The sequence below is a fragment of the Dulcicalothrix desertica PCC 7102 genome (genome assembly GCF_003991905.1).
Classification (GTDB): domain Bacteria; phylum Cyanobacteriota; class Cyanobacteriia; order Cyanobacteriales; family Nostocaceae; genus Dulcicalothrix; species Dulcicalothrix desertica.
This window is the reverse complement of sequence record NZ_RSCL01000043.1, coordinates 11,858-34,655: the sequence shown is the minus strand read 5'-3', so window position 1 is coordinate 34,655 and position 22,798 is coordinate 11,858. Positions and strand designations below refer to the sequence as shown.

Genomic DNA, 22,798 nt, shown 5'->3' with positions numbered 1-22,798 from the left:
AGACTGATTACAAAGTTAGGAAATGTAATGAAGAAGCAATTCAAACTCTAATCTAGATTGCTTCTTTGCATGAATAAAAATAAAAATTATAGTAATATAAAGTGAGTAGCAAACTTTCCAACTTTGTACTGCTAAAAAATGCTTTTGCAAATCTAGTTCGTGGAAGCTTTAGCGCCTTAATTGCAGTTATTTTACCACCATTTCTGGTGCGGACGCTGCCAACAGAGACTTTTAGTGTCTGGGTACTTATTCTACAGTTAACTGCTTATGTTAGTTATTTGGATTTTGGAGTACAAACTGCTGTAGGACGTTTTGTTGCTTATCACAACGATTTAGGAAATTTCGAGGAACGTGACCGCATCGTCAATACATCCTTTGCTATATTATGTGGTTCTGGATTATTAGCTATATTGTTGATGTTCACGCTAGTGTGGCAGTTGCCTCTGATATTCCGTACTATACCAAATAAATTACTGACAGAAACAAAAATTGCACTTTTATTAGTTGGTAGTTCCTTAGCAATTGGTTTACCATTCTCAGTATTTAATGGCGTTTTTGTTGGTATACAGAGGTACGAGATACCAGCTATAATTACAGGTGCTGGGAAGCTGACAACTGCAATATTGATTGTTATAGCAGCCAAAATGAATGGTTCTCTTGCACTAATGGGGGCTGCAATTGCAGGAGTAAATTTTATATCTTATATTGTACAGTTTCTAGCATGTCAAAGATTTAATCAAGGCATTAAGTATAGCTATAATTTAGTTTCAAAAAATGCTGCTAAAGAAGTTTTTAGCTATTGTTTTAGTCTATCTATAGGGTACATAGGGCTATTATTAGTTAGTGGAGTAGACACAACTATAATTGGTATTTTTAACTTAAGAGCAGTAGCTTATTACTCAATAGCTGCTAGTATAATTACTTTAATAGTCGGATTACAAAGCGCGATTTTCAGCCCTATTTTACCTGTAGCTGCAGTTATGGATGCACGATCTGATGCAAAGCAATTAGGTAAATTATTAATTACAAGCACTCGCTATGGGATGTTCATGTTGTTTGTAACTGGAATACCCCTAATTTTAGGCGCCAAACCTTTCCTTACCTTATGGGCTGGTCAGGAATATGCAGAAAATGGAGCAATTATCTTACAATGCTTGGTTATCGCAAATATTATCCGTCTTTCATTTGTTCCTTATGTCACACTTGTAATAGGTACTGCACAGCAACATTTAGTGATTGTTTCGCCACTACTTGAAGGGTTTTCAAATTTAATTACAAGTTTAGCTTTAGGTTCAATTATGGGAGCTACAGGAGTTGCGTTAGGAACTATAATTGGTGGAATAGTTGGTGTTACTGGTCACATTTCGTATAATATGCCTCGTACAAAAGGAATTATTTTTTCTAGATATACATTTATCAAAGATGCTTTACTTAGTCCTTCAATTTCCGTTATACCAATCTTGTTAATTTTGCCTGCTATGAGCTTTATTAATTCATCATTAATTAGTGGAATACTATTAATTACTGGTTCGATTAGTGTAACATTAGTACTTATATGGAATTTTAGCCTCTTAGATTATGAACGAAAATTTATAATTTCATTAGCCATTTCAACAGTTAAGAATGTTATTAAACTTTAGTATAATCAATCAATTTTATTCAATGTTAAAGCTCTAAAAGTTATGCTATAAACACATTTTTTACATCGTTCCTTAGCTCAAAATAGAAGCATTAAATGAAAAAATCTGAAAGAAAATTATTATCTATGGTTGAATCAAAATTTACCAAATCTGATAGTTTACAAGGCATAAATATAGACTCTATTGCTGCATTAATAGTTACTTATAATCCTGATGCTAAATTGATAGCTTGCGTTACTGCTATTAGCAATCAAGTATCCCATATTCTCATTATTGATAATGCTTCTAGTACAAATTGCAAAATAATTCTAGAAGAAGCAGAAAAGCTCAAGAATGTAAGTATTATTTTCAATAAAGAAAATGTTGGGCTTGCTACAGCCTTAAATCAAGGAGTTAGTATACTCAGGAGCCGTAATTATCATTGGGCAATCACCTTAGATCAGGATAGTACTGCTACACCAGGTATGGCTCACGAATTATTATCCACTCTAAATAGATACAGTCAAATTGAAAAAGTTGCTTTTGTTGGTCCTTACATCAAAGATGAAGGCAGTCTTGGTAGTGAGCCTAAATGGTTATCGTCAAATAAATATTTTCCCTTTCTCTTCAAAAGAGTTGAATGTCAAGGCAAAGATTTGGATGATGTAACCATAGTTATAACATCTGGTGCGTTAACTAATCTTGATATGTTTCAAACCCTTGGACCTTACAGAGACGATTTTTTTATTGATTATATCGATACTGAGTACTGCTTAAGAGCAAAAAAGAATGGCTACAAAATACTAGTTAGTTCTAAAGCTGTAATGTATCATAATCTCGGTAATAAGCAAGAAATAAAATTTTTATTTCATACTTTTAGACCGACCTTCCACAAACCATTTCGTAGATATTATATTGCTAGAAACCAAGTTGCTATGCTAAAACAATATTCCTTTTCATGTGTACATTGGCTAGGATTTGATATAGTAGCAAGCCTATATAATTTATTTCGCATTCTTCTTTTGGAAGACCATAAGAAACAAAATATTTCTATGATTTTTAAAGGATACTTAGATGGGGTTAGAGGTAAGTTTGGTAAACTATAAATCTCGAATATTTCATAGCCAATAATAGTATGGTAAATATTGTATATGCTTCGACTCTCATCTCCTAATAAGGGATTTGGATTAATTCTTCCTATTTCTTTAGCCTTTGTAGGTGCAGCAGCTGCTTTTTACGAAATATTTGGAGAAAGTAAAGATTCTCAAATATATTTGCAATATTTTGACTACATGATATCAAAGCCAAGCTGTTTTGGTGAAGGAATTTTTAATTTCGAGATTGGTTTTGAAACAACAAGTTGCTTTGTTTCGTCTATTTTAAAGTCTTCTACTCTAGTTTACTCTTTTTTTGTATTTGTTTCTCTATTACTAAAGCTAATTGTTCTGTTTTTAACACTTTTAAATACTAAGTCATCAAAGCTTAATATTAAGTTGTGTTCTTTTCTTTCTGTTTTTCTATATTTTTCGAGATTTTTCCCGCTTCATGAATTAACTCAAATTCGCGCTTCTTTAAGCATTGCATTTATATTGGTTGGCTCATTATTATTGCTCCAAGGATCAAATCTTAACAAACAAGTATCTAAAATTAATCCATTCGCATTGTTAATGTATTTTATAGCGTTTTTATTCCATATTTCAAGTATATTAATTTTACCTTTTTTACTTATTTCATTCTATATCAAATCTCGTAAAGATATTATTGTTTATTCAATTATCATATTTATATTTATCAAGTTATTTTTCTTACAAATTTTAGTTAACTTTGGAGTAGAACTTAATCCTCGTTTGAATGAATATGTGGATGCTCCAATATATTTACAACCTGTTAGCTTATTTTCACCTAGACGTGGTTTAGACGTTTTTCTTATTATCATAGGATTACGAAATTTCAATTCACAAAAACGATATTATAAATTCTATCTGAGCGTCTTCACTTTTTCTATAATTAGCCTTTATTCTTTGATGGATACACCTGTGTTTGCCCATCGTTTATCTGAGATAATGCAGGTGTTTGGTGTTCTTTTAGTGGCTGTAATGAGATATAAAAGCCAACTCATATTTACAATTCCATATGTTGTGATAGTTTCCTTTTTATCTATATATGCTTTCTTCTATACTGATGAATTTTTTGGATAAGTTATGTCGAATAATGAATTATCGGAAGAATTTTCTAAACTCGGTTTAGCTCGTTTATCTAACTTTACTTGGCTTTGCACTGCTAGAGAAACTATAAGTGTTTATGAAGGAGTATTAAAAAATTAAATATGGAAGATAAAGCTATTCTCAGTGTCTCCCTGGTTGTTTACAAAAATAACCCCGAATTACTTCGTAAGGTTATCTCATCTATTTTTGAGACTCCTTTCAAAATTCACATGACTGTAGTAGATAACTCTCCCACATCTCAATTATCGACATTATTTAGTGGAGTTAAGAATATTGATTACCTTTATAATGATAGTAATAATTATGGCTTTGGAAAAGCTCATAATATAGCTATTAATCATTTCAACGCCAGATATCACTTAGTTGTTAATCCAGATGTATATTTTAATGCAAACGTTATTCCAGAGTTGATTAAATATCTTGAATCTAATCAGGATATAGGTTTGATTTCACCAATCATTTACTATCCTAACGGTGAGATTCAGTATTTATGTAAGCGGTATCCAAGCATCTTTTTGCTCTTTGCAAGACGTTTTATACCGAAAAAATTACAAATATTATTCCAGAAACATCTAGATTGGTATGAAATGCGTGATATTGGTTATGGTAATGTTATGGATGTACCGTATTTATCTGGCTGTTTTATGCTATTTCGTAGAAAGTATTTAGATGAAATTGGCTATTTTGATGAAAATATTTTTATGTATTTGGAAGATGCTGATATTACTCTTAGAATGTCAAGAAAATATCGAACTGTTTTCTATCCGCATGTTCATATATTTCATCATTGGGGTAAAGGTTCTTACAAATCATTTAAGCTTATGATGATTAACATCCAGTCCGCAATATACTTTTTCAATAAACATGGATGGTTTTTATTTTAAATCATTAACAAAGTATGTATCTTAACTAAGCAATAACAACATAAAGCGCTCCTAGGGCAAACACATCTAAAATTAAAGCAAAAGTGGCAGCTTCGGCAGCTTCAGCTTCACTGTCATTTTATTCTGCACTCTTATGCTGCTTCGTAACTACATCGTTTTACATCAATTATTACGTATATACGTACTTTATATTTTTTAAGCTTACTTGTTTATATTTATACATATATTTCCTTGGGATGACGCTATATTTAAAGTCATAGATTTTACTAATGTTAGTAAATAGAATGATATTCACAACACCATTTAAGCAGGATTGCTTATCAACTCTGTTTATTCTAGGGGTGTGAGTAATAGTTTCTGGCGTGCGTATTGCTGTTCTGATAAAGACTGACCAATTGAAAAAACTTAACAGTTAACTGATATCTAGTAATAATTACAGATGTTTACAGAAGTTTTGTCTGAAGGTTCAGTAAGCACTAAATCCTTGTGGAGTCTCCGCAGCATCCCTGTAAGGCTTTTAGCACTCGATATTCTAGGCTTATTTATTTGTTTGAACTTAGCTGTTTGGTTACGACTAAGTGAACCAGTTGACTGGTTTAATCCCACTGTTTACGGATTTGTGCTATTTACTCTTGCAGGACTTTATTTAGCAGATACCTACAAGCCAGATACGCAAATCGCAGGTTTACGGGCGCCAGCGCGCATCTTGGTGTGTAACGTTATAGTTGGTGTAATTAGTGCTGCCTTGATTTATTTATCTGGTGCTTGGAGAGAAAATCCGCTGTTGTGGCGAAGCGTTCTACTACCAAGCTTTGCATTATTTACACCTTGGGCAGTATTATTACGGATGATAGCAGCAAGTTGGACGCGCGCACATGTTCAACAAAGTCGTTGGTTAATTCTGGGTGCAAGCGAGAATACTAAAGAATTTATTGAAGATTTCCAAGCTAAAACTCCGTTGGGACGTTTAGTTGTACTTACCGAGAAGCTTGAGAAGTGTACTGAACCCATTTACAAAAACGTCAATTGCGTGGGTAGTATTTCAGACTTCCCATCTTGGACTTCTCAGCTTTGGTCAGGGGTACTAGTAGGAAACAAACTAGAATTATCTGATGACCAGGTACGGCAATTGATGCAAATGCGACTAAAAGGGGTTCCTGTCTATAAGCTGCCAGATTTTTATGAATCATTGTGGTATAAACTGCCATCATCCTTACTTCAGGATAATTGGTTTGCCTATAGCGCTGGTTTCAACTTAATACAAGGTCGAATTGATTCAAAAATTAAGCGGATTATTGACATCATCGCAGCTACAACATTGCTCGTCGTTTTGTCTCCAATTATGTTGCTTGTAGCAATAGCTATTAAACTTGATAGCCCAGGCGCCATCTTTTACAGTCAAGTCAGAGCAGGACTCAACGGTAATCCATTCAGAGTTCATAAATTCCGTTCAATGTATAAAGACGCAGAAAAGCGGGGGGCACAATGGGCACAAGAACGCGACCCCAGAATTACTAGCGTCGGATATTGGCTGCGAATTTTACGACTAGATGAATTACCACAGATTATCAACGTCTTACGAGGAGAAATGAGCTTAATCGGTCCTCGTCCAGAAAGACCTGAATTCGACATCAAACTCAAAGAAGCAATTCCTTACTACGAAGTACGTTATTTAGTTAAACCAGGAATCACCGGATGGGCACAAGTTTTGTATCCCTACGGCGCCTCTATAGAAGATGCATACAAAAAGTTATCTTATGACCTTTACTACATCAAGAATTACTCCCTACTATTAGACGTAGCAATCGCTCTTAAGACTGTGAGAGTAGTTCTTTTAGGGAAAGGTAGATAAATTAATTCCCAAAGGGGGATCTGTCATTCTTCACTGCGTGAAGAATCTCGCGCAGATGCTTCTACCTGGTGCATGACACAGCAGGATCATTCATTTTTTGCCTTACTCTTATAATCTACTAAATAAATGAATAAAAAAGTACTAGTAACAGGAGGCGCCGGCTATATAGGTTCACATGTCGTTCGTCAATTAGGCGAAGCTGGTTATGACGTAGTAGTATACGATAACTGTTCAACAGGCCTACCTCAAGCGGTACTTCATGGTGAACTAATTATCGGTGATTTATCAGATACAGTATTTCTCCGCCAAGCATTCTGTAAACATAAATTCAGTGCTGTACTACACTTTGCTGCTAGCTTAATCGTACCTGAATCAGTCGCGCGCCCTCTCGAATACTACACCAACAACACTCGTAATACCCTAAACTTGCTCCAGTGCTGTAAAATCACAGGCGTTAACCAAATAGTTTTCTCCAGCACAGCAGCAGTTTACGGAGAACCAAAAGAAAACCCAGTTACGGAATTAACTCCAACCCAACCAATAAATCCTTACGGACGCTCAAAACTGATGAGCGAGTGGATGATTCAGGATTATGGCACCACCTCTGATTTACGCTACGTTATTCTCAGATACTTCAATGTCGCAGGCGCCGAACCAGGAGGCAGACTAGGGCAAATGTCAGATAATGCAACTCATTTAATCAAAGTTGCTTGTGATGCTGCATTAGGTAACAGACCTGAGCTAAAAGTTTTTGGTACCAACTTTCCGACACCAGATGGTACCGCAATCCGTGATTACATTCATATTGAAGACCTTGCAACAGCACATGTAGATGCTTTACGCTATCTCGAACAAGCAAATCAAAGCGAAACCTTCAACTGTGGTTATGGCAAAGGTTACAGTGTGCAGCAAGTAATTGAACGAGTTAAAGCAATTTCCGGTGCCGATTTTCCTGTCATCGAAACATCTCCACGTCCCGGAGACCCAGTATCAGTTGTCGCATGTGGCAATAAAATTCGTCAACTACTAGACTGGCAACCCAAATACAATGACCTAGATACAATCATACGCACAACCTTAGATTGGGAAACTAAGCATAAGAATTTATTTAATATACGAGAACTAAAAGTTAAAAAGCTTGAGAAGTTGGCGCCAATTTAGCAACGGATGCAACGGATGTAACGGATGGTTGATTGGTGAGGATTTTGTCTATATTATAGAAGACTGTCAAAACCGGACTGTGGTCGGCGCCTCTTATACAAAAATTGCTTGTGGCGCCGATACTTGATAAAGAGTTATAGCCAGCCCCACAGGAATTATACTAATCAACACAATACGCACTCGCTATAGCCAATCCCATAAACCAGAGAGAACAGCGCAAACAAAATTTAGCTTAAATTATAGTATTATTTATTACATAAATTTTAATTATTAAGTATTTATTGACTTGAAAGCGCCTTTTTATTTTGGTTAAAAGTATATACTGTAACTAAATAATGACACAAGAAAGGCACCTTTTACCCTTGTACTGGCAGGTCTAGAAACTCTAAACTCCTGTCAGCAAAAGGAAGTCGTGGGGGGTTCGCATTGGAAGTAATAACTGCATGTTCTATCTCCTTGTAAACTCTCTTGGCTGGAATCTTTACAAGTGCAGCAGCTTCGGTTGGAGTGAAGACAACATTCATTGTTTGAAATAAATTATTCCCTATATAGGGAACATTTTATCAAATTACGCACTCAATAACAACTAATTTCGAGGCGCCACTTATTGCTTCCAGTGCTTGATTTCTCGTTCAAATGTGGGGTATTACCCCGTTCGGTGCCAGCAGTAGGTGATACTTGGCGTTTTGGCAAGCTAGATAAACAGTCTCTTCATATTACCCAAGACATTACTCTGTACCGTGTGCCTGATGATTTAGACATTTTGATGCAAATATTAATTGGAATTATTGAATAGCACTTGCGCGGTTATTTTAACTATTTCTATTATTAAAACTAGCTCCAGTTCTGCCAGTCACAACCCACAAAAGCGAGCGTCCAAAATCTCGTACTACTCTCACCCAAGATTCTGAGATTACACCCTTTGAAGGCACAGCAACAGGTGTTATAACAATTCCTCGACTACCCAAAACAACAGTCGCAATAACTCTTGAGCGACGCATATGATAATCGGATGTAATCAAATAGAGATGCCATAACTTCTGGCTCACAAAATCATCAGCTAATGTCGTAAAATTTGTCACAGTATCAGTTGGGCGCCCATCAAGATGCAACTGCTTTAACGGCACACCAAGTTGTAAAAAAATTTGGCGATTAGCTTCATTCTCTCTTGGGAAATCAGAAACCCAAATATCTAAATTAGAATGAGACTGCCAAAACTGCGCTGCAAACTCCATCCTATCAGAGGCGCCTCCCAACACAAAAATTGCCTGTGGCGCCAACACTTGATAATTCGTTACAGTCAGCCTTACAGGAATTATACTAATCAACACAACCAAACCGACTAAAACCCATCCCATAAACTTGAAAGAACGGCGCCTATAAATCTTACTTAACATAAATTAGTAGAATTATCCCAGTAGTTCCACCGCAACATCTCGTAATATAGCATTGAGAGTCTAATTTTCAGTGATTTGCAGCCTGTAATAGTAAAATTAAATTAAAACTTAGTATTATTTATTACATTAATATTTAAAGCAATTAGAAAATCCATCAGAGTAGATTGGTTTCACATAAATCGATTTGTAGAGACCGTAAATTATCGGTCTCTACTCGCACATATACCAACCATCCGTTACATCCGTTACATCCGTTGCCAATTATCCCTTCCCACTAGGTCGTTCACCAATCCGAAGCAGAGGCGCCTCCACCTTGCCATTTTGTTCAGCTTTTTCACTCGCTTTCATTCCATAATATCCCTTGGAATGGTAGTAACCTCCATGTACATTGCTTGCGTTTACACCATTTGCAACCATTCCTAGAACCTGCTGCCCTGACTGCTCTAACTGCATTTTCGCAGCATTTGCAGCATCTGTCTGAACCACACCAGGACGCGCGACTAATAATATTCCATTTGTCAGCTTACTTACAATTAGCGCATCTGTTACCGCAGTTACAGGTGGTGTATCAACAATCACAAAGTCATAATCTTTGCTTGCTTCTTCGAGTAACGCACGCATTCGCTGCGAATCTAAAAGTGCAGCAGGATTGGGAGGAATTGTGCCGGCGGTTAGTATATCTAAGTTATGTATTGCTTCTTGTGCAATTGCTACGTACTCAGCTTGTCCAACCAAGACTTCACTCAACCCCATAAAGTTAGCTTTTTCCCAAACTTTATGCTGTCGCGGGCGCCGCATATCTGCATCTATTAACAGCACTCTATACCCCATTTGTACTTTAGCCACTGCTAAGTTAGCAGCAACAAAAGATTTACCTTCGCCAGGAACAGAGCTAGTTACAGCAATAACTCGCAGTGCTTGATCAGAAAGCGTAAAACTCAGGTTTGTCACAAGCATTTCAAAAGCTGATGTTGCGGGTGAATAAGGGTCTTTAAGCACTGGTAAGTCGTCCCCATTTCCCTTACTGCCACCAAGCTGCGGAATTGTGCCCAGCAAAGGATAACCGAGTAATCGCTTGGCTTCTTCCACACTCTTAAGCGATTTGTCCATTGCTTCCAAAACCAAGGCGGCGCCAACACCTAGTATAATTCCTAAAACTCCACCTAATGCTAAGTTAAGAGGAATTTTTGGAGATACAGGTATTTCAGGAACTTCAGCCGCAGAAACTACGCGCGCGTTACCCACCTTTTGCTGCTCTACAACTTCAACTTCTTGTAACTGCTTTAAAACTTGTTGATAAGTTGATTGTGCCACCTGCAACTTACGCTCTAACGCGCGCTGTTGTTGTTCTAATCGAGGTATAGCTGTTAGGCGCCCTTGGTAATTTAAATATGCTGTTTGTAAAACCTGCACTTGATTATTCACTGCTAACCTATCTACTTCAGATTTCACCAAATCCAAAGTCAAAGTTTGCTTGAGTTGTCCAATCTGCAAGTTTTTCTCTGATACAGGCTGTTTAGTATCAACTATTTTACCAACTCGCTTTTCTAATTGCTCCCGAAGCGCTTGTACTTTAGCTTCTGAATCCCTAACTTTTGGATGTTCTGCAGTAAAACGAGTCTGCAACACTGCCAACTCATCTTGTGCCTTTTGGTATTCAGCTAACACCTGCTGCACACCAGTCGATTGATTTAAATTTGCAAGCTCGACAGCCTGCTGCGTAGTTAATTCTAATTCTTTTTGCAAAGCAACAGAGCGACTCGATGCATCTGATAGCAGCGCTTGTGCCTTGGTAATATCACCCGACAAATCTTTAAGCGCTTCTACTCCATATTTTGCTTCCTCTGGTAACGAAACTACTTTATTCTCATCTTTAAATTTACGCAACCCAGCTTCTGCCGCTATCACTCGTCCCTCAATATTCGGCAATTGCTTACTTAAAAACTCGCGCGCACTGGTGGCATCCAAGCGGTTGACTCGTATATTATTCTCTATGTAATACTTTACTAAAGTATTAATAACATCTGCCGCGACTTTTGGATCAGTATCGCGGTAAGTCATCTCTAATACATCAGTACCTTTAACACTTTTAACTTTGAGAAGCTTAAGAAATGGTTCAACTTTTAAAGGTTTACCCTTTTTATCCTTGAGTTCTAACTCGCTAATAGTTTTCTTAACAAGCGGGTTTGAGCGAATAACCTCTGCCTCGGTATCTAAAGGACTACTAGTATTCGTCAGCGCGCTTAACGCTCCGACTTTCTCACTTAACCCAGTTAACGAAGAGGCGCCGTTATTCTTAATTAACAGCTTTCCTTGCGACTCATAAACAGGTTTTTGTGAAAAAGTAACAAGCGCAGTTAATCCAAACACTGAACCCATTACGCCTGCGGTAACAAGCCAACGTCTTTTTAATATTCGTAAATACTGCTGGAAGTCAACTTCGTTTTGATCTTCTTGATTAGAAGGCATAATTGTATTCACTCAAACTACAAAAAAATAAAAAACGTGCAGCCGCTCCTTTAAACTCACATAAGTCTTACACATATTTGTATTTTCATTAAAAAATACATTTTTATATAGATAGATCATTATATTATTAACTCTTCTAAAATATAAACTAAATATTTTATTTTACAAGTTATGTTCGTTACATTCAACACGGTTAAAGTACTGTTAATAATTCCTTAAACTTCTGAATAAAGATATTAATATTTCCTGTGGGATGGTCTGTAAGAATGCCCCGTTCTTATTTACAAAGACATAAATCAACCGCTAATAGTTTTTAATTTAGTAGTTTTTATTACACATATATTCAAATCTGGCTGATAATTCATTAAACTACATCATGTTTAATTTAAATGCAACATCATTTCATCTTTTTTTATTACCTAATGTTTTTAAAATTATCTAATTTTGTTACGTTTGTGTTTAATAAAAATTGTTGAAAGTTCCCGTACTTTATACATTTTTTAAATAAAAAAATAGATTGCCAGTAACACCGAGTACACGCAATACTGCTCGTTTAAGAATTTAAATCCCCCTAACCCACCTTCCGCGCGGGGCTAGGGGAATCAGTTATGTTATAAAAGTTTAACTGAGCAGTATTGAAAGCGCGCGTTATTATTTCGTTTCTAATTATATTTAAGTTAAAAGTAAATTAAATGTTTTCAAAATCACAATAGGCGCCATCGCAATTTAATCTGACAAAATTAAAACTCTTGTACTATATAGTTCAAGCAAGCAGAAGCAAAAACTGCGGGAAATATCAAGTAACATAGTCAGTTTTCACTTTTTGCTGTATCTTTATTAAAAATGGTAGATGTTAATCACAATTCTCCCGTCATGGTAGTTTTGACAAGGACGGGAGATTTTTATCCGATGCTTGATTTTAACGAATTGCTGGAAACCACTTTGACCATGCATCCCAATTTTGTACAAGGTCAGCTAAAACTTGGTATCCCTTCGCGCGTGGATGTGCTTTGTCATAGGCGCCTACTTCATCAAACCACACTGTAGATTGTTTGAGCAAGGGGAATATATTTAGATAAGGTATATCGAGTGAGTTGCAAGTGCGTGCAAAATATTCGGATAATTCCGCGATGCGAACATTTTGGTCGTTATCTAACGTTGGTGGGGGACCGACCATCAATACTGGATATAGCTGTTTTGCTTCGCTCAAAATTTGTCGAGCATTTAAAATAGAATTCAAAAAAGAAACTCGTGTTTTTCCACCTTCAAGAACTGTATCATTAACACCAAACGAAAATACAACTCTACCGTTATATTCGGGTTGCAAACGGTAAGTAACTTCTGGTAGCCATCGTTGTTTTAACTCTTCGCTGGTTTCGCGCCGCACTCCCAAGTTGTAGTAAGTAATATCGTAACCTTTTTGATTGGCGCCTACACAAACTCGACCAGTCCAACCCAAACACTCTGGGTCTCCGGTTCCGTTGACAAATGACTCACCAACAAAGCAAATTCTAACTTCGGGTAGATGTTCTGATTTCACTTTTATATAAAATATTTTTTGAGTAAAAATTTACTATACAAGATGTATAGAATTGGTAATTTGATTATCTTATTTATAAAATTTTTATTTGTGGCGCCTTGGGACAATTTTTAAATTGTCTATCTAAATTGTCTATTTTATGAATATAAAAAACCTATCCGTTACATCCGTTATTATCCGTTGCCAATCTTGATATTAAAATTTGTAGCACAGGGTATGAGCCTGTGCCACATTTCAGTTATCAAATTGCCGATTGCTTAACTAGACTCAGATTAATATCTGTAACCGCCACCACTTTGTTGGTTAGGTTTGTGAACAATAAAGCTAAGTACTTGACACTGCTTAATATTGTCGAAACCAACAACGCGAATGTAGCAGTTGCCGTACTGTGAACGACACTGTTGTACTTCACCTAATACTTCTTGGGTGCTACGTGCGTTGAACAAAGGTAACTTCCACATTGTCCAGTAAAATTCAGTTGGTTCTGACTGTTCGTTAAACTCAACTGCTGGAATGTAACCTTGGTTAAGGATGTACTGAACTTGCTTGGTAATTTGCACGTCAGTCAAAGGGGGAAGGTAAGAAAGAGTCTCGAAACGACGCTCTTTTGGTAAAGTTTGCATATTTCTTTGGTGCGAATGGGTATAAATACTTTATTTGAGGCGCAAATTGATTATTGGGTGGTATAATTACCCATCATCATTTGATTGCTGTTCGGGTTCTAAGTCACTGGCGCCTGGGGTAGATAAACTAATTTGCGTAATGCGTTCAAGATGCTGCTTGCGATGTTCCATATTAGCTTGCTGAATTCCTGAACGAACCATTTCTGGAAGAAATTCGCTAACTTCCTCAGCAATATGTTCACGAACAGTCATTATTCGCAATGCCAGCTCAGGCTTTTCGCTAAACAAACTTTCCAAAAACTTTTCCCCATTTTGCACTTTGTCGGCCGAAAAGTTATGCAGCCAATAAGCCAAGGGAGGATTTGTTTCATCAAGTTGTAACAACACCGTTCGCAATGCCTGATACGTCAAATAACTTTGTAACGTTTTAGCCGTGTCTTTCGCAATTTGTTTTATGTTCATGCCTGACCCCAGCCCATAAGGAGTGATGAGTATAAAGTTCTGAGTGCTGAGTGAACAGCTAACTAAGGGTCTTAGATTTTGAGCAAAATTTCTGTCTAGCATATTACTTAGCCCAAAATACTTAATGGGAGACGTAACATATTACGTCTCTACACTCAGCACTCAGCACTTTCCACTCATAACTACTAAACGGTATCCATTGCCTCGAACTCGAATTTGATTTCTTTCCAAAGTTCACAAGCAGCAGCCAATTCAGGAGACCACTTACAAGCTTCACGAATAACGTCGTTACCTTCGCGAGCCAAGTTGCGACCTTCGTTACGTGCTTGAATACAAGCTTCAAGTGCAACACGGTTTGCTGTGGCGCCAGGTGCGTTACCCCAAGGGTGTCCTAGAGTACCACCACCGAACTGAAGTACGGAGTCGTCGCCGAAGATCTCAACGAGCGCGGGCATGTGCCATACGTGGATACCACCAGAAGCAACAGCCATTACTCCAGGCATAGAAGCCCAGTCTTGTGTAAAGTAAATACCACGAGACTTGTCTTGTTCTACGTAGTTTTCACGTAATAAGTCAACAAAGCCCATTGTAATACCACGTTCACCTTCGAGCTTACCTACAACGGTACCTGTGTGAATGTGGTCACCACCAGACATCCGAAGAGTTTTAGCTAAAACGCGGAAGTGAATACCGTGGTTCTTTTGACGGTCAATTACCGCGTGCATTGCACGGTGAATGTGGAGCAGAAGACCGTTATCACGACACCATCTCGATAAAGTTGTGTTAGCGGTAAAACCTGCAGTTAAATAGTCATGCATGATGATGGGCATTTTGAGTTCTTTCGCAAACTCAGCACGCTTCATCATTTCTTCGCAGGTAGGAGCGGTTACGTTTAAATAGTGACCTTTAATTTCACCGGTTTCTGCTTGAGACTTGTGGATAGCATCAGCTACGAACAAGAAACGGTCTCTCCAACGTTGGAAAGGTTGTGAGTTGATGTTTTCGTCGTCTTTGGTGAAGTCCAAACCACCACGTAGACACTCATAAACCGCACGACCGTAGTTTTTAGCAGATAAACCAAGTTTTGGTTTAATGGTACAACCCAACAAAGGACGACCATACTTGTTTAACTTATCGCGCTCTACTTGAATACCGTGTGGAGGACCTTGGAAAGTCTTGAGGTAAGCAACAGGAATCCGTAAGTCTTCCAAACGCAGTGCGCGTAATGCTTTGAAACCAAACACGTTACCTACAATAGAAGTCAACATGTTTGTTACGGAACCTTCCTCGAACAAGTCTAAAGGATAAGCAACGTAAGCAATATATTGATTGTCTTCGCCAGGAACTGCTTCGATGTCGTAGCAACGACCTTTGTAGCGGTCTAGGTCGGTGAGCAAGTCAGTCCAAACTGTTGTCCAAGTACCTGTCGATGACTCAGCAGCAACTGCCGCACCTGCTTCTTCGGGGGGAACTCCTGGTTGTGGAGTCATCCGGAATGCAGCAAGAATATCTGTATCTTTAGGTGTGTAGTCTGGGGTGTAATAAGTTAATCTGTAATCTTTAACCCCTGCCTGATACCCTGATTTGCTCTGGGTTCTCGTTTGAGCGTAAGACATATTTCCCTTCCAAGAAGTCACTCTTTGTTATTCGCAATTCACGCACGATGCAATTTCCCACGCACCTACATACATGCTTTTGCGTTAAAGCATGTTTTGGTGGCATTCAGGGTTTACCCGTTCTAAATTGTTAGTTCAGCGTTGTTTCACTCAGCTTTCAGGTAAAAACTGTCTTGATAAAGACTACCAAGACGGATTGCCCTCAACTAGCTTTTAGTAACCAAAGGCTTGTTTACTCGTTAACACTATAACCATCTATTTAAGCAGATAATGTCTCTCTTCTTCGTGCCAGAAAAAAAGCTTTTTATCTTTTTCTTATCCTCGCGCTAAATCCTCGCGAACACTGCCATACTGAATGACCATTTAATTCAGACACAAACAAAAATTCCAATATACGGAGATTTAGGGGTTGACAAGCAAGAGATAAAAATCACACCGGAGCGTGAATTGCTACCTGTTACACAAATATACCAAGAAATTAATAAGTTAACCTTTGAATATTCTTAACTTTTATATTTAAATTTTTTATTAAATAAAGATTTAAGTTTTTTGTAAATTTTTCGTTACAAACACTTTACAAAGTGCATTATGTATGAATTAAAGAAACCGGGCTTCTGGATAAATTTTGCTTTTCTAGCAAAGACTTGATTAAGAAGCCCGGTTTATCGTTCAAGTTACTGTATAGAAATGATGAAATTTTGGGAATACTGAGGATAACCCGAAGCTTCCATAACATAAACGGCGATGGGGAGTGTCCAAACGAGGAAACAGACAGTGGTATTGTTGAAGAAACGCGCTAGTTTATTGATTATTTCTGTCCTTTTTGGGATGGTGACTCTACCTTGGGTGAAAGTCGCTTCTTCTCAAGAAACCTTACAAATTAACCCATCCGAGTTAACCCCAGCTTATCCTGCTGCGGCGCCTCCAACTGGTGCATCTGAGTCACCAGATGGAAGAATAGAAGAAGTAGACTACCGGGTTCACGCACTACAGCCTGATTTTACAGGTAATCTTTGGGTGGGTTCATGGCGAGGTTTATCGCGAATTAACCCAAACACTGGTAAAATATTGGCGCGCGTCAGTTTACCCAACATTGCCATTGGCGCCTTAACACAAGATAAAGTCGGGCGGTTGTGGGTAGGAACATACGAAGGATTAAAGCGAGTAGACTTACGTACAAGTGAAATTACAGCGCAAAACTTATTTTTACCATCCAAGCGAGTTTTATCATTATTAACAGATAAGCGTGGTTATATATGGGCAGGTACCGATAACGGGTTGGCACTGGTTAGTCCAGACCAAGGTTTAATAATGACCACCCTGAAAAACTTACCAGGTGTAAGCGCAAATGCCATGACCTTAGATGCAGATGGTCAACTTTGGGTGGGAACGCTTGACGGTTTGGTGCGAGTCAACACAAAAAATGCCTTTATATTAAAGACAATAAACAACTTGCCAGGGGGAACAGTACAAGCATTAGCAATTAGTCCACAAGGGTTAATATGGGCAGGTATGCCAAATAATCTACTTGTAATTAACCCCAAAAATGGAATGGTGCTACGTTCAGTAACTCCTCTACGTGGCAAAAACGTTACATCAGTTCGCTTTGCCAGAGATGGTAGCGTCTGGGTTGGCACTAACAACGGTTTAATGCGACTCAACCCAAACACAGGAAAATTGTTAGACCAAGTTGCCGGGTTGCCATCGAGTCGCGTTTTGGCACTGGCGCCTGACACAGGTAATAAACTATGGATAGGAACCAGCGAAGGTTTAGCGTGGTTAATGCCCAATATGCCTAAAGCAAAAGAACACCTAGCCTTCGGTAGACAGGTAAAATAAATTTTGGATTTTGGATTTTGGATTTTGGATTCCACGCCTAATATAAAATTAAAACAACTGTTCCTGTCTTACTGTCTCAATCTAAAATCCCCAATCTAAAATCCAAAATCGTCTATGCCCGTTACTATTCAACAAATTATTCAGTGGAAACAGCTAGGTCGTACAATTGTGGCGTTAACGGCTTGGGATTATATTACGGCACAGCTAATTGATGCTGCTGGTATAGATATAGTATTAGTTGGCGATTCAATGGCAGTAATGCTTGGGTACGAAACAACATTGCCAATTACATTAGATGAAATGATATACCATGCCAAAGCTGTACGTCGTGGAGTTAAGCGTGCGCTTATGGTTGTAGACTTACCATTTTTAACTTACCAAGAAAGTATTCAACAAGCTATACACTCCGCTGGAAGAGTTTTGAAAGAAAGTGGCGCCCAGGCAGTTAAAGTTGAGGGTGGGTATCCAGCCATGATAGAAACTGTAGAGCGATTAGTACAAGCTGGTATACCTGTTATGGCACATGTTGGCTTAACACCACAGTCAGTACATCAACTTGGTTTAAAACAACAAGGCAAAACCGAAGACTCTGCCCAACATATATTAAATGAAGCCATAGCCCTCGAACAAGCAGGCGCCTTTTCAATAGTCTTAGAACATATCCCCAGTAACCTAGCATCACAAATTACAGAACAACTCAGTATTCCTACAATCGGAATCGGCGCCAGCGTTCACTGTGATGGTCAAGTACTAGTAACTTCCGACATATTAGGACTCTCCGAAAAACAACCACCATTCGCAAAAGTTTACACCAACCTACGCGAGATAATTAGTGGCGCCATCTTAAAATACAGCACAGAAGTCAAAGAACGTAAATTTCCCACGTAGGTTGGGTGCTAACCCAACATTTATCCCAACATTTATAATTGGAATATTTTTACCACAGATACACTCTTGACACAGAGAAAAGAGCTAAAGCAATGCTAGAAAAACAATAGGTTAATACCACAGGTGAAAAATAACCTGTAGTACTATACTTATAGTTTTCAGACTTTCCTTTTTTCTTCTCTTGAAATACCAAAGCTAATTTTACACATTACAAACAATCTAGGTATGATTATTCATGGGCTTCCATATATGCTCGAAGTAATGTGTTAATTTGTGTTTGATATCCGTGCCCTCTCGCTTTAAACCAGTCTAAAACATCACTATCTACACGTAGCGTAACTTGTACTTTCTTGGTAACAGGTTTTAAACCACGACGTACAACAGAATTAGCAAACATTTCTGGTGTAATTTCTGGACAATCTGAAAAATCAATATCCTCATCGGTCATAGCATCAACTCGTTGCCAGTCAGTTTGCGATTTGTTGGAAGTATTTGGTTCTTTCATTTTTTGTTATAAGAATTAACATATGAATTGTAGAGCAGAGATAAAATTAAAGTCATTTAAGCAAACAGATATATTAATTTCTCATAAGTAAGATTTGAAAACAAGGTCACTTAAATATTATTACTAAATATTGGTGTAAATATGGTGGTTTTAAATTATTTGTGAAACTGATAATTGTAGAGACGCGATTAATCGCGTCTCTACATGTAGGCATTTTTGACTGGAAAAAATTATACAGCAAAGAAGGTAAAAATAGATACCTATGTATAGACGTTATATGCTATGGCTAGTGAAAATGTAAGAATTTTTGATAAATAATAAGCGATTAGCCCACCCAATGGTTTATATTTACCGAGTGGGTGTATGGGTGCCAACTGCTTGAATATTGTAAGTTGATTAAGTGGAAGCATTTAAGTCAAAACTTTAAAATCCTGCCCAGAATTACCTCAAATGCAAGAATTCAGCCATCATGTCTAAAGTTCTCGTTTCCGATCCAATTGACCAAGCTGGGATAGACATACTATCTCAAGTCGCTACCGTCGATGTCAAAACGACATTAAAACCAGATGAACTAGTAAACATCATCGGTGAATACGATGCGTTGATGATTCGTTCAGGTACCCGTGTTACAAAAGAAATTATTGAAGCTGGTACAAACTTAAAAATCATCGGTCGTGCGGGTGTTGGTGTAGATAATGTCGATGTCCCAGCGGCAACACGCCAAGGTATTGTAGTAGTTAATTCCCCTGAAGGCAATACTATTGCTGCTGCGGAACATGCACTAGCAATGATGCTTTCCTTGTCACGTCACATTCCAGATGCAAATGCGTCGGTTAAACGTGGTGAGTGGGATCGCAAAACTTTTGTTGGCGCCGAAGTTTATAAAAAAACTTTGGGTATTGTGGGTTTGGGCAAAATAGGTTCTCACGTTGCTGCTGTTGCAAGAGCAATGGGAATGAAGTTGCTTGCTTATGACCCATTTATTTCCACCGAACGCGCGGAGCAAATTGGCTGTCAGCTAGTAGATATGGATGTACTCGCACAACAAGCCGATTATATTACTCTACATATTCCCAAAACTCCCGAAACCACGCATTTAATTAATGCCGAATTATTGGCGAAAATGAAGCCAACCACTCGGATTATAAATTGCGCGCGTGGTGGCATTATTGACGAAGCCGCGCTAGCGAGTGCAGTTAAAGAAGGTAAAATAGCAGGCGCCGCATTAGATGTATTCGAGTCGGAGCCGTTAGCCGAATCAACTTTGCGCGAAGTTGGCAAAGATATAATTTTGACACCGCACTTAGGCGCCTCCACAACCGAAGCCCAAGTCAACGTAGCAATAGACGTTGCCGAACAAATACGCGACGTATTGCTTGGACTGCCTGCACGGTCGGCAGTAAATATACCAGGATTGGGGCCTGATGTACTAGAGGAACTCAAACCCTACATGCAACTGGCAGAAACACTTGGTAGACTAGTTGGGCAGCTAGCGGGTGGAAGAGTTGAATTACTCAACATTCGATTGCAAGGGGAAATAGCAACAAATAAGAGCCAGCCTTTAGTAGTTGCAGCGTTGAAAGGCTTACTGCATCAAGCTTTGCGCGAACGAGTTAATTACGTAAACGCCAGCATTGAAGCCAAAGAAAGAGGAATACGAGTAATTGAAACTCGTGATGCTGCTGTTCGTGATTATGCAGGCTCACTTCACCTCGAAGCAACAGGTAACTTGGGTACCCACTCCGTGACAGGCGCCTTATTAGGTGACGGAGAAATTCGGCTTACCAACATGGATGGTTTCCCAATAAACGTTCCTCCAAGTCAGCACATGCTGTTTACCCTCCACCGTGACATGCCAGGAATTATTGGTAAATTAGGTTCCCTTTTGGGTAGCTTTAATGTCAATATTGCCAGTATGCAGGTAGGTCGCAAAATCGTTCGCGGTGATGCGGTAATGGCACTCAGTCTTGATGACCCTCTACCCGATGGCATCTTAAGCGAGATTACCAAAGTCCCTGGAATCCGCGATGCATATACAGTAAATTTATAACCAGTAAAGACGCGATAAATCGCGTCTCTACTCAGTACAAGCGCACTCTTATGGCAAACACTTGGTGGGAAATACAAATAACTTGCGAACCTGAACTTGAAGATTCTATTTTCTGGCGCCTAGAAGATTTTGGGTGTCGTGGAACTGCAAGCGAACGAAAAGGGGACGTGAATTTAGTTAGGGCATATTTGCCGCAAGTAAAAGTACATCTAATCGATTTAGCGGCATTATCATTATTATTGCGCCAAGATGCATTATGCATTGAATTACCACCCCCCACTTTACAGTGGCATTTAATTGATGAGCAAGACTGGGCAAGTAGTTGGAAGCAATATTGGCATCCTCAAGAAATTGGTGATAAATTCTTGATTAACCCAGCATGGCTACCCATGCCTACAGACTCCGACCGACTAGTAATTAAACTTGACCCAGGTGTCGCTTTTGGAACAGGAAATCATGCCACCACTCAGCTTTGTTTAGAAGCCTTAGAAATGCGATTTAGTGACTATGGGACATCTTTTACAGGTGAGAACACTAAACTTGATGATGTGGTAATTGCGGATATAGGATGCGGCTCTGGTATACTTTGTGTCGGCGCAATTTTACTCGGCGCCAAAAAAGCTTATGGAGTCGATACCGACCCATTGGCAGTAAAAGCAACAATGGAAAATAGGATTCTTAATGGTATTGAGGCAGACCGTTTATTTTCGGCAGAAGGTAGTGTCGAAACTCTAGCAAAAATACTTGAGCAACCCGCAGATGGGATAGTTTGTAATATATTAGCTGACGTTATTATTAAGCTTGTACCACAAATAACCGCTATAACAAAACCTACAACTTGGGGTATTTTTAGCGGTATTCTTGTAGAACAATCCAAAGCCGTCGCTGATGTATTAGAAAAGCATGGCTGGATAGTTGCTGCACTATGGAAGCGCAAAGAATGGTGCTGTTTAAATGTGCGACGGTGTTGAGGCGAGTTTACGAAATATTACAATACCGTTTTATGATATCTGTTAACCCGCCTTTACGATACTTACTTCTATAGGTTTGTTCCGCGTCGCTTTGTTATAGTTAACGTTATTTCTTTTAGAAATGATGATTTTTTTAGCAAACCCCTTATCTCTCAAAATACCTGCAATCTCTTGTCCTCTATTGGAAGCAAGAGTCTGACTCAATTCTGATTCCCCTACACCTACATTTATACGTATAACCACATCCTGTGAATTATATTTCACTGCTGTATCCGCTAGTTGCTCAAGAGCTTCTCGACCTTCGGGTGTAAGTAAAATTGTATCAATTACAAACTTTACCTCTTCTTGGATAGGTAACTTTTGTATATTTTCAACTTTTTTAACTGGTTGAGGTGTTGGGGTTAAAGTAGGAGTTGCGGTAGGTGTTGGTGTTTGTTCTACAGGTAACTGAGCTTCAGATGGCGCCGTTGTACTGGGTGTAGAATCTGTTAAAGATTGTACACTGTTAGAATTAGTACCAAAACCAAATTGATATGCCCACCAAATACTACCAGCACCCAAACCAAATGTAACTAACAAAGCTATGACAATTCCTATCGAGCTTTCACGCATACTCATAAGACCTAGTTTAACCAAGCAGACACTTAGTTCTTTTTTTACAATCTTTCTTGGTTAATTACTAGTCATATTTGATACC

General features: G+C 38.4%; 22 protein-coding genes. 13 read left to right on the top strand and 9 right to left on the bottom strand.

The window, feature by feature from the left end; translation table 11 throughout:
• The first annotated feature begins 101 nt into the window (after positions 1-101).
• The 8 genes from DSM106972_RS46510 to DSM106972_RS51890 all read left to right on the top strand — a co-directional run bounded on the left by DSM106972_RS46510 (position 102) and on the right by DSM106972_RS51890 (position 7,868).
• Entirely contained in the window at positions 102-1,640 is a 1,539-nt protein-coding gene (locus DSM106972_RS46510) for an MATE family efflux transporter (RefSeq protein ID WP_127087074.1), read from the top strand.
• Positions 1,641-1,735: 95 nt separating this feature from the next.
• Positions 1,736-2,725 (top strand): glycosyltransferase family 2 protein, encoded by a 990-nt coding sequence (locus DSM106972_RS46505; protein ID WP_127087073.1) that lies wholly within the window; start codon positions 1,736-1,738, stop codon positions 2,723-2,725.
• A 45-nt stretch (positions 2,726-2,770) separates the two neighbouring features.
• On the top strand, positions 2,771-3,817 hold the full coding sequence (locus DSM106972_RS46500; protein ID WP_127087072.1) for an EpsG family protein: 1,047 nt from the start codon (positions 2,771-2,773) through the stop codon (positions 3,815-3,817).
• A gap of 3 nt (positions 3,818-3,820) precedes the next feature.
• Entirely contained in the window at positions 3,821-3,943 is a 123-nt protein-coding gene (locus DSM106972_RS55225) for a hypothetical protein (protein ID WP_267901232.1), read from the top strand.
• Positions 3,944-3,945: 2 nt separating this feature from the next.
• On the top strand, positions 3,946-4,728 hold the full coding sequence (locus tag DSM106972_RS46495) for a glycosyltransferase (protein ID WP_127087071.1): 783 nt from the start codon (positions 3,946-3,948) through the stop codon (positions 4,726-4,728).
• Positions 4,729-5,167: 439 nt separating this feature from the next.
• Positions 5,168-6,580 (top strand): sugar transferase, encoded by a 1,413-nt coding sequence (locus DSM106972_RS46490; protein ID WP_127087070.1) that lies wholly within the window; start codon positions 5,168-5,170, stop codon positions 6,578-6,580.
• Positions 6,581-6,706: 126 nt separating this feature from the next.
• On the top strand, positions 6,707-7,741 hold the full coding sequence (galE, locus tag DSM106972_RS46485; protein ID WP_127087069.1) for a UDP-glucose 4-epimerase GalE: 1,035 nt from the start codon (positions 6,707-6,709) through the stop codon (positions 7,739-7,741).
• Positions 7,719-7,868, top strand: coding sequence for a hypothetical protein (locus DSM106972_RS51890; RefSeq protein ID WP_158632996.1), 150 nt, complete (start codon positions 7,719-7,721; stop codon positions 7,866-7,868). The genes galE and DSM106972_RS51890 overlap by 23 nt, the downstream gene beginning before the upstream one ends.
• Before the next feature lie 229 nt (positions 7,869-8,097).
• On the opposite strand, the gene DSM106972_RS46480 is transcribed toward DSM106972_RS51890, so the two are convergent.
• A complete protein-coding gene (locus tag DSM106972_RS46480; protein WP_233787756.1) occupies positions 8,098-8,265 on the bottom strand; it encodes a hypothetical protein in 168 nt (55 codons plus the stop codon).
• Positions 8,266-8,357: 92 nt separating this feature from the next.
• Between DSM106972_RS46480 and DSM106972_RS46475 the strand changes: the two genes are divergently transcribed.
• A complete protein-coding gene (locus DSM106972_RS46475; protein ID WP_127087068.1) occupies positions 8,358-8,537 on the top strand; it encodes a hypothetical protein in 180 nt (59 codons plus the stop codon).
• Positions 8,538-8,553: 16 nt separating this feature from the next.
• Here the strand turns inward: DSM106972_RS46475 and DSM106972_RS46470 are convergent, their stop codons facing one another.
• The 6 genes from DSM106972_RS46470 to DSM106972_RS46445 all read right to left on the bottom strand — a co-directional run bounded on the left by DSM106972_RS46470 (position 8,554) and on the right by DSM106972_RS46445 (position 15,848).
• Entirely contained in the window at positions 8,554-9,138 is a 585-nt protein-coding gene (locus tag DSM106972_RS46470) for a YdcF family protein (RefSeq protein ID WP_127087067.1), read from the bottom strand.
• A gap of 261 nt (positions 9,139-9,399) precedes the next feature.
• Entirely contained in the window at positions 9,400-11,607 is a 2,208-nt protein-coding gene (locus DSM106972_RS46465) for a GumC family protein (protein WP_170213650.1), read from the bottom strand.
• 919 nt (positions 11,608-12,526) lie between these two features.
• Positions 12,527-13,147, bottom strand: coding sequence for a GDSL-type esterase/lipase family protein (locus DSM106972_RS46460; protein WP_127087065.1), 621 nt, complete (start codon positions 13,145-13,147; stop codon positions 12,527-12,529).
• Between the two features lie 272 nt (positions 13,148-13,419).
• Positions 13,420-13,770 carry a ribulose bisphosphate carboxylase small subunit gene (locus DSM106972_RS46455; protein ID WP_127087064.1) on the bottom strand — a complete coding sequence of 117 codons (351 nt, stop codon included), beginning with the start codon at positions 13,768-13,770 and terminating at the stop codon, positions 13,420-13,422.
• 66 nt (positions 13,771-13,836) lie between these two features.
• A complete protein-coding gene (gene rcbX, locus DSM106972_RS46450) occupies positions 13,837-14,232 on the bottom strand; it encodes a RuBisCO chaperone RbcX (protein ID WP_127087090.1) in 396 nt (131 codons plus the stop codon).
• A 185-nt stretch (positions 14,233-14,417) separates the two neighbouring features.
• Positions 14,418-15,848: a form I ribulose bisphosphate carboxylase large subunit gene (locus tag DSM106972_RS46445; RefSeq protein ID WP_096692398.1), complete on the bottom strand. Its 1,431-nt coding sequence runs from the start codon at positions 15,846-15,848 to the stop codon at positions 14,418-14,420.
• Between the two features lie 774 nt (positions 15,849-16,622).
• Here DSM106972_RS46445 and DSM106972_RS46440 point away from each other — a divergent pair.
• Both DSM106972_RS46440 and panB read left to right on the top strand, forming a co-directional pair.
• Positions 16,623-17,687 (top strand): ligand-binding sensor domain-containing protein, encoded by a 1,065-nt coding sequence (locus DSM106972_RS46440; RefSeq protein ID WP_411675399.1) that lies wholly within the window; start codon positions 16,623-16,625, stop codon positions 17,685-17,687.
• Positions 17,688-17,801: 114 nt separating this feature from the next.
• Positions 17,802-18,575 (top strand): 3-methyl-2-oxobutanoate hydroxymethyltransferase, encoded by a 774-nt coding sequence (gene panB / locus DSM106972_RS46435; RefSeq protein WP_127087062.1) that lies wholly within the window; start codon positions 17,802-17,804, stop codon positions 18,573-18,575.
• A gap of 229 nt (positions 18,576-18,804) precedes the next feature.
• Here the strand turns inward: panB and DSM106972_RS46430 are convergent, their stop codons facing one another.
• Positions 18,805-19,080, bottom strand: a complete 276-nt coding sequence (locus DSM106972_RS46430; RefSeq protein ID WP_201800880.1) for a BrnA antitoxin family protein — start codon at positions 19,078-19,080, stop codon at positions 18,805-18,807.
• 469 nt (positions 19,081-19,549) lie between these two features.
• Here DSM106972_RS46430 and serA point away from each other — a divergent pair, with 469 nt between their 5' ends.
• Together serA and prmA are read left to right on the top strand one after the other, a co-directional pair.
• Complete coding sequence (serA, locus tag DSM106972_RS46425) at positions 19,550-21,130, top strand: phosphoglycerate dehydrogenase (protein ID WP_127087061.1); 1,581 nt, start codon at positions 19,550-19,552, stop codon at positions 21,128-21,130.
• A 50-nt stretch (positions 21,131-21,180) separates the two neighbouring features.
• Positions 21,181-22,101 carry a 50S ribosomal protein L11 methyltransferase gene (gene prmA / locus DSM106972_RS46420; RefSeq protein ID WP_127087060.1) on the top strand — a complete coding sequence of 307 codons (921 nt, stop codon included), beginning with the start codon at positions 21,181-21,183 and terminating at the stop codon, positions 22,099-22,101.
• A 42-nt stretch (positions 22,102-22,143) separates the two neighbouring features.
• On the opposite strand, the gene DSM106972_RS46415 is transcribed toward prmA, so the two are convergent.
• Entirely contained in the window at positions 22,144-22,713 is a 570-nt protein-coding gene (locus DSM106972_RS46415; RefSeq protein ID WP_127087059.1) for a hypothetical protein, read from the bottom strand.
• Positions 22,714-22,798: the final 85 nt, after the last annotated feature.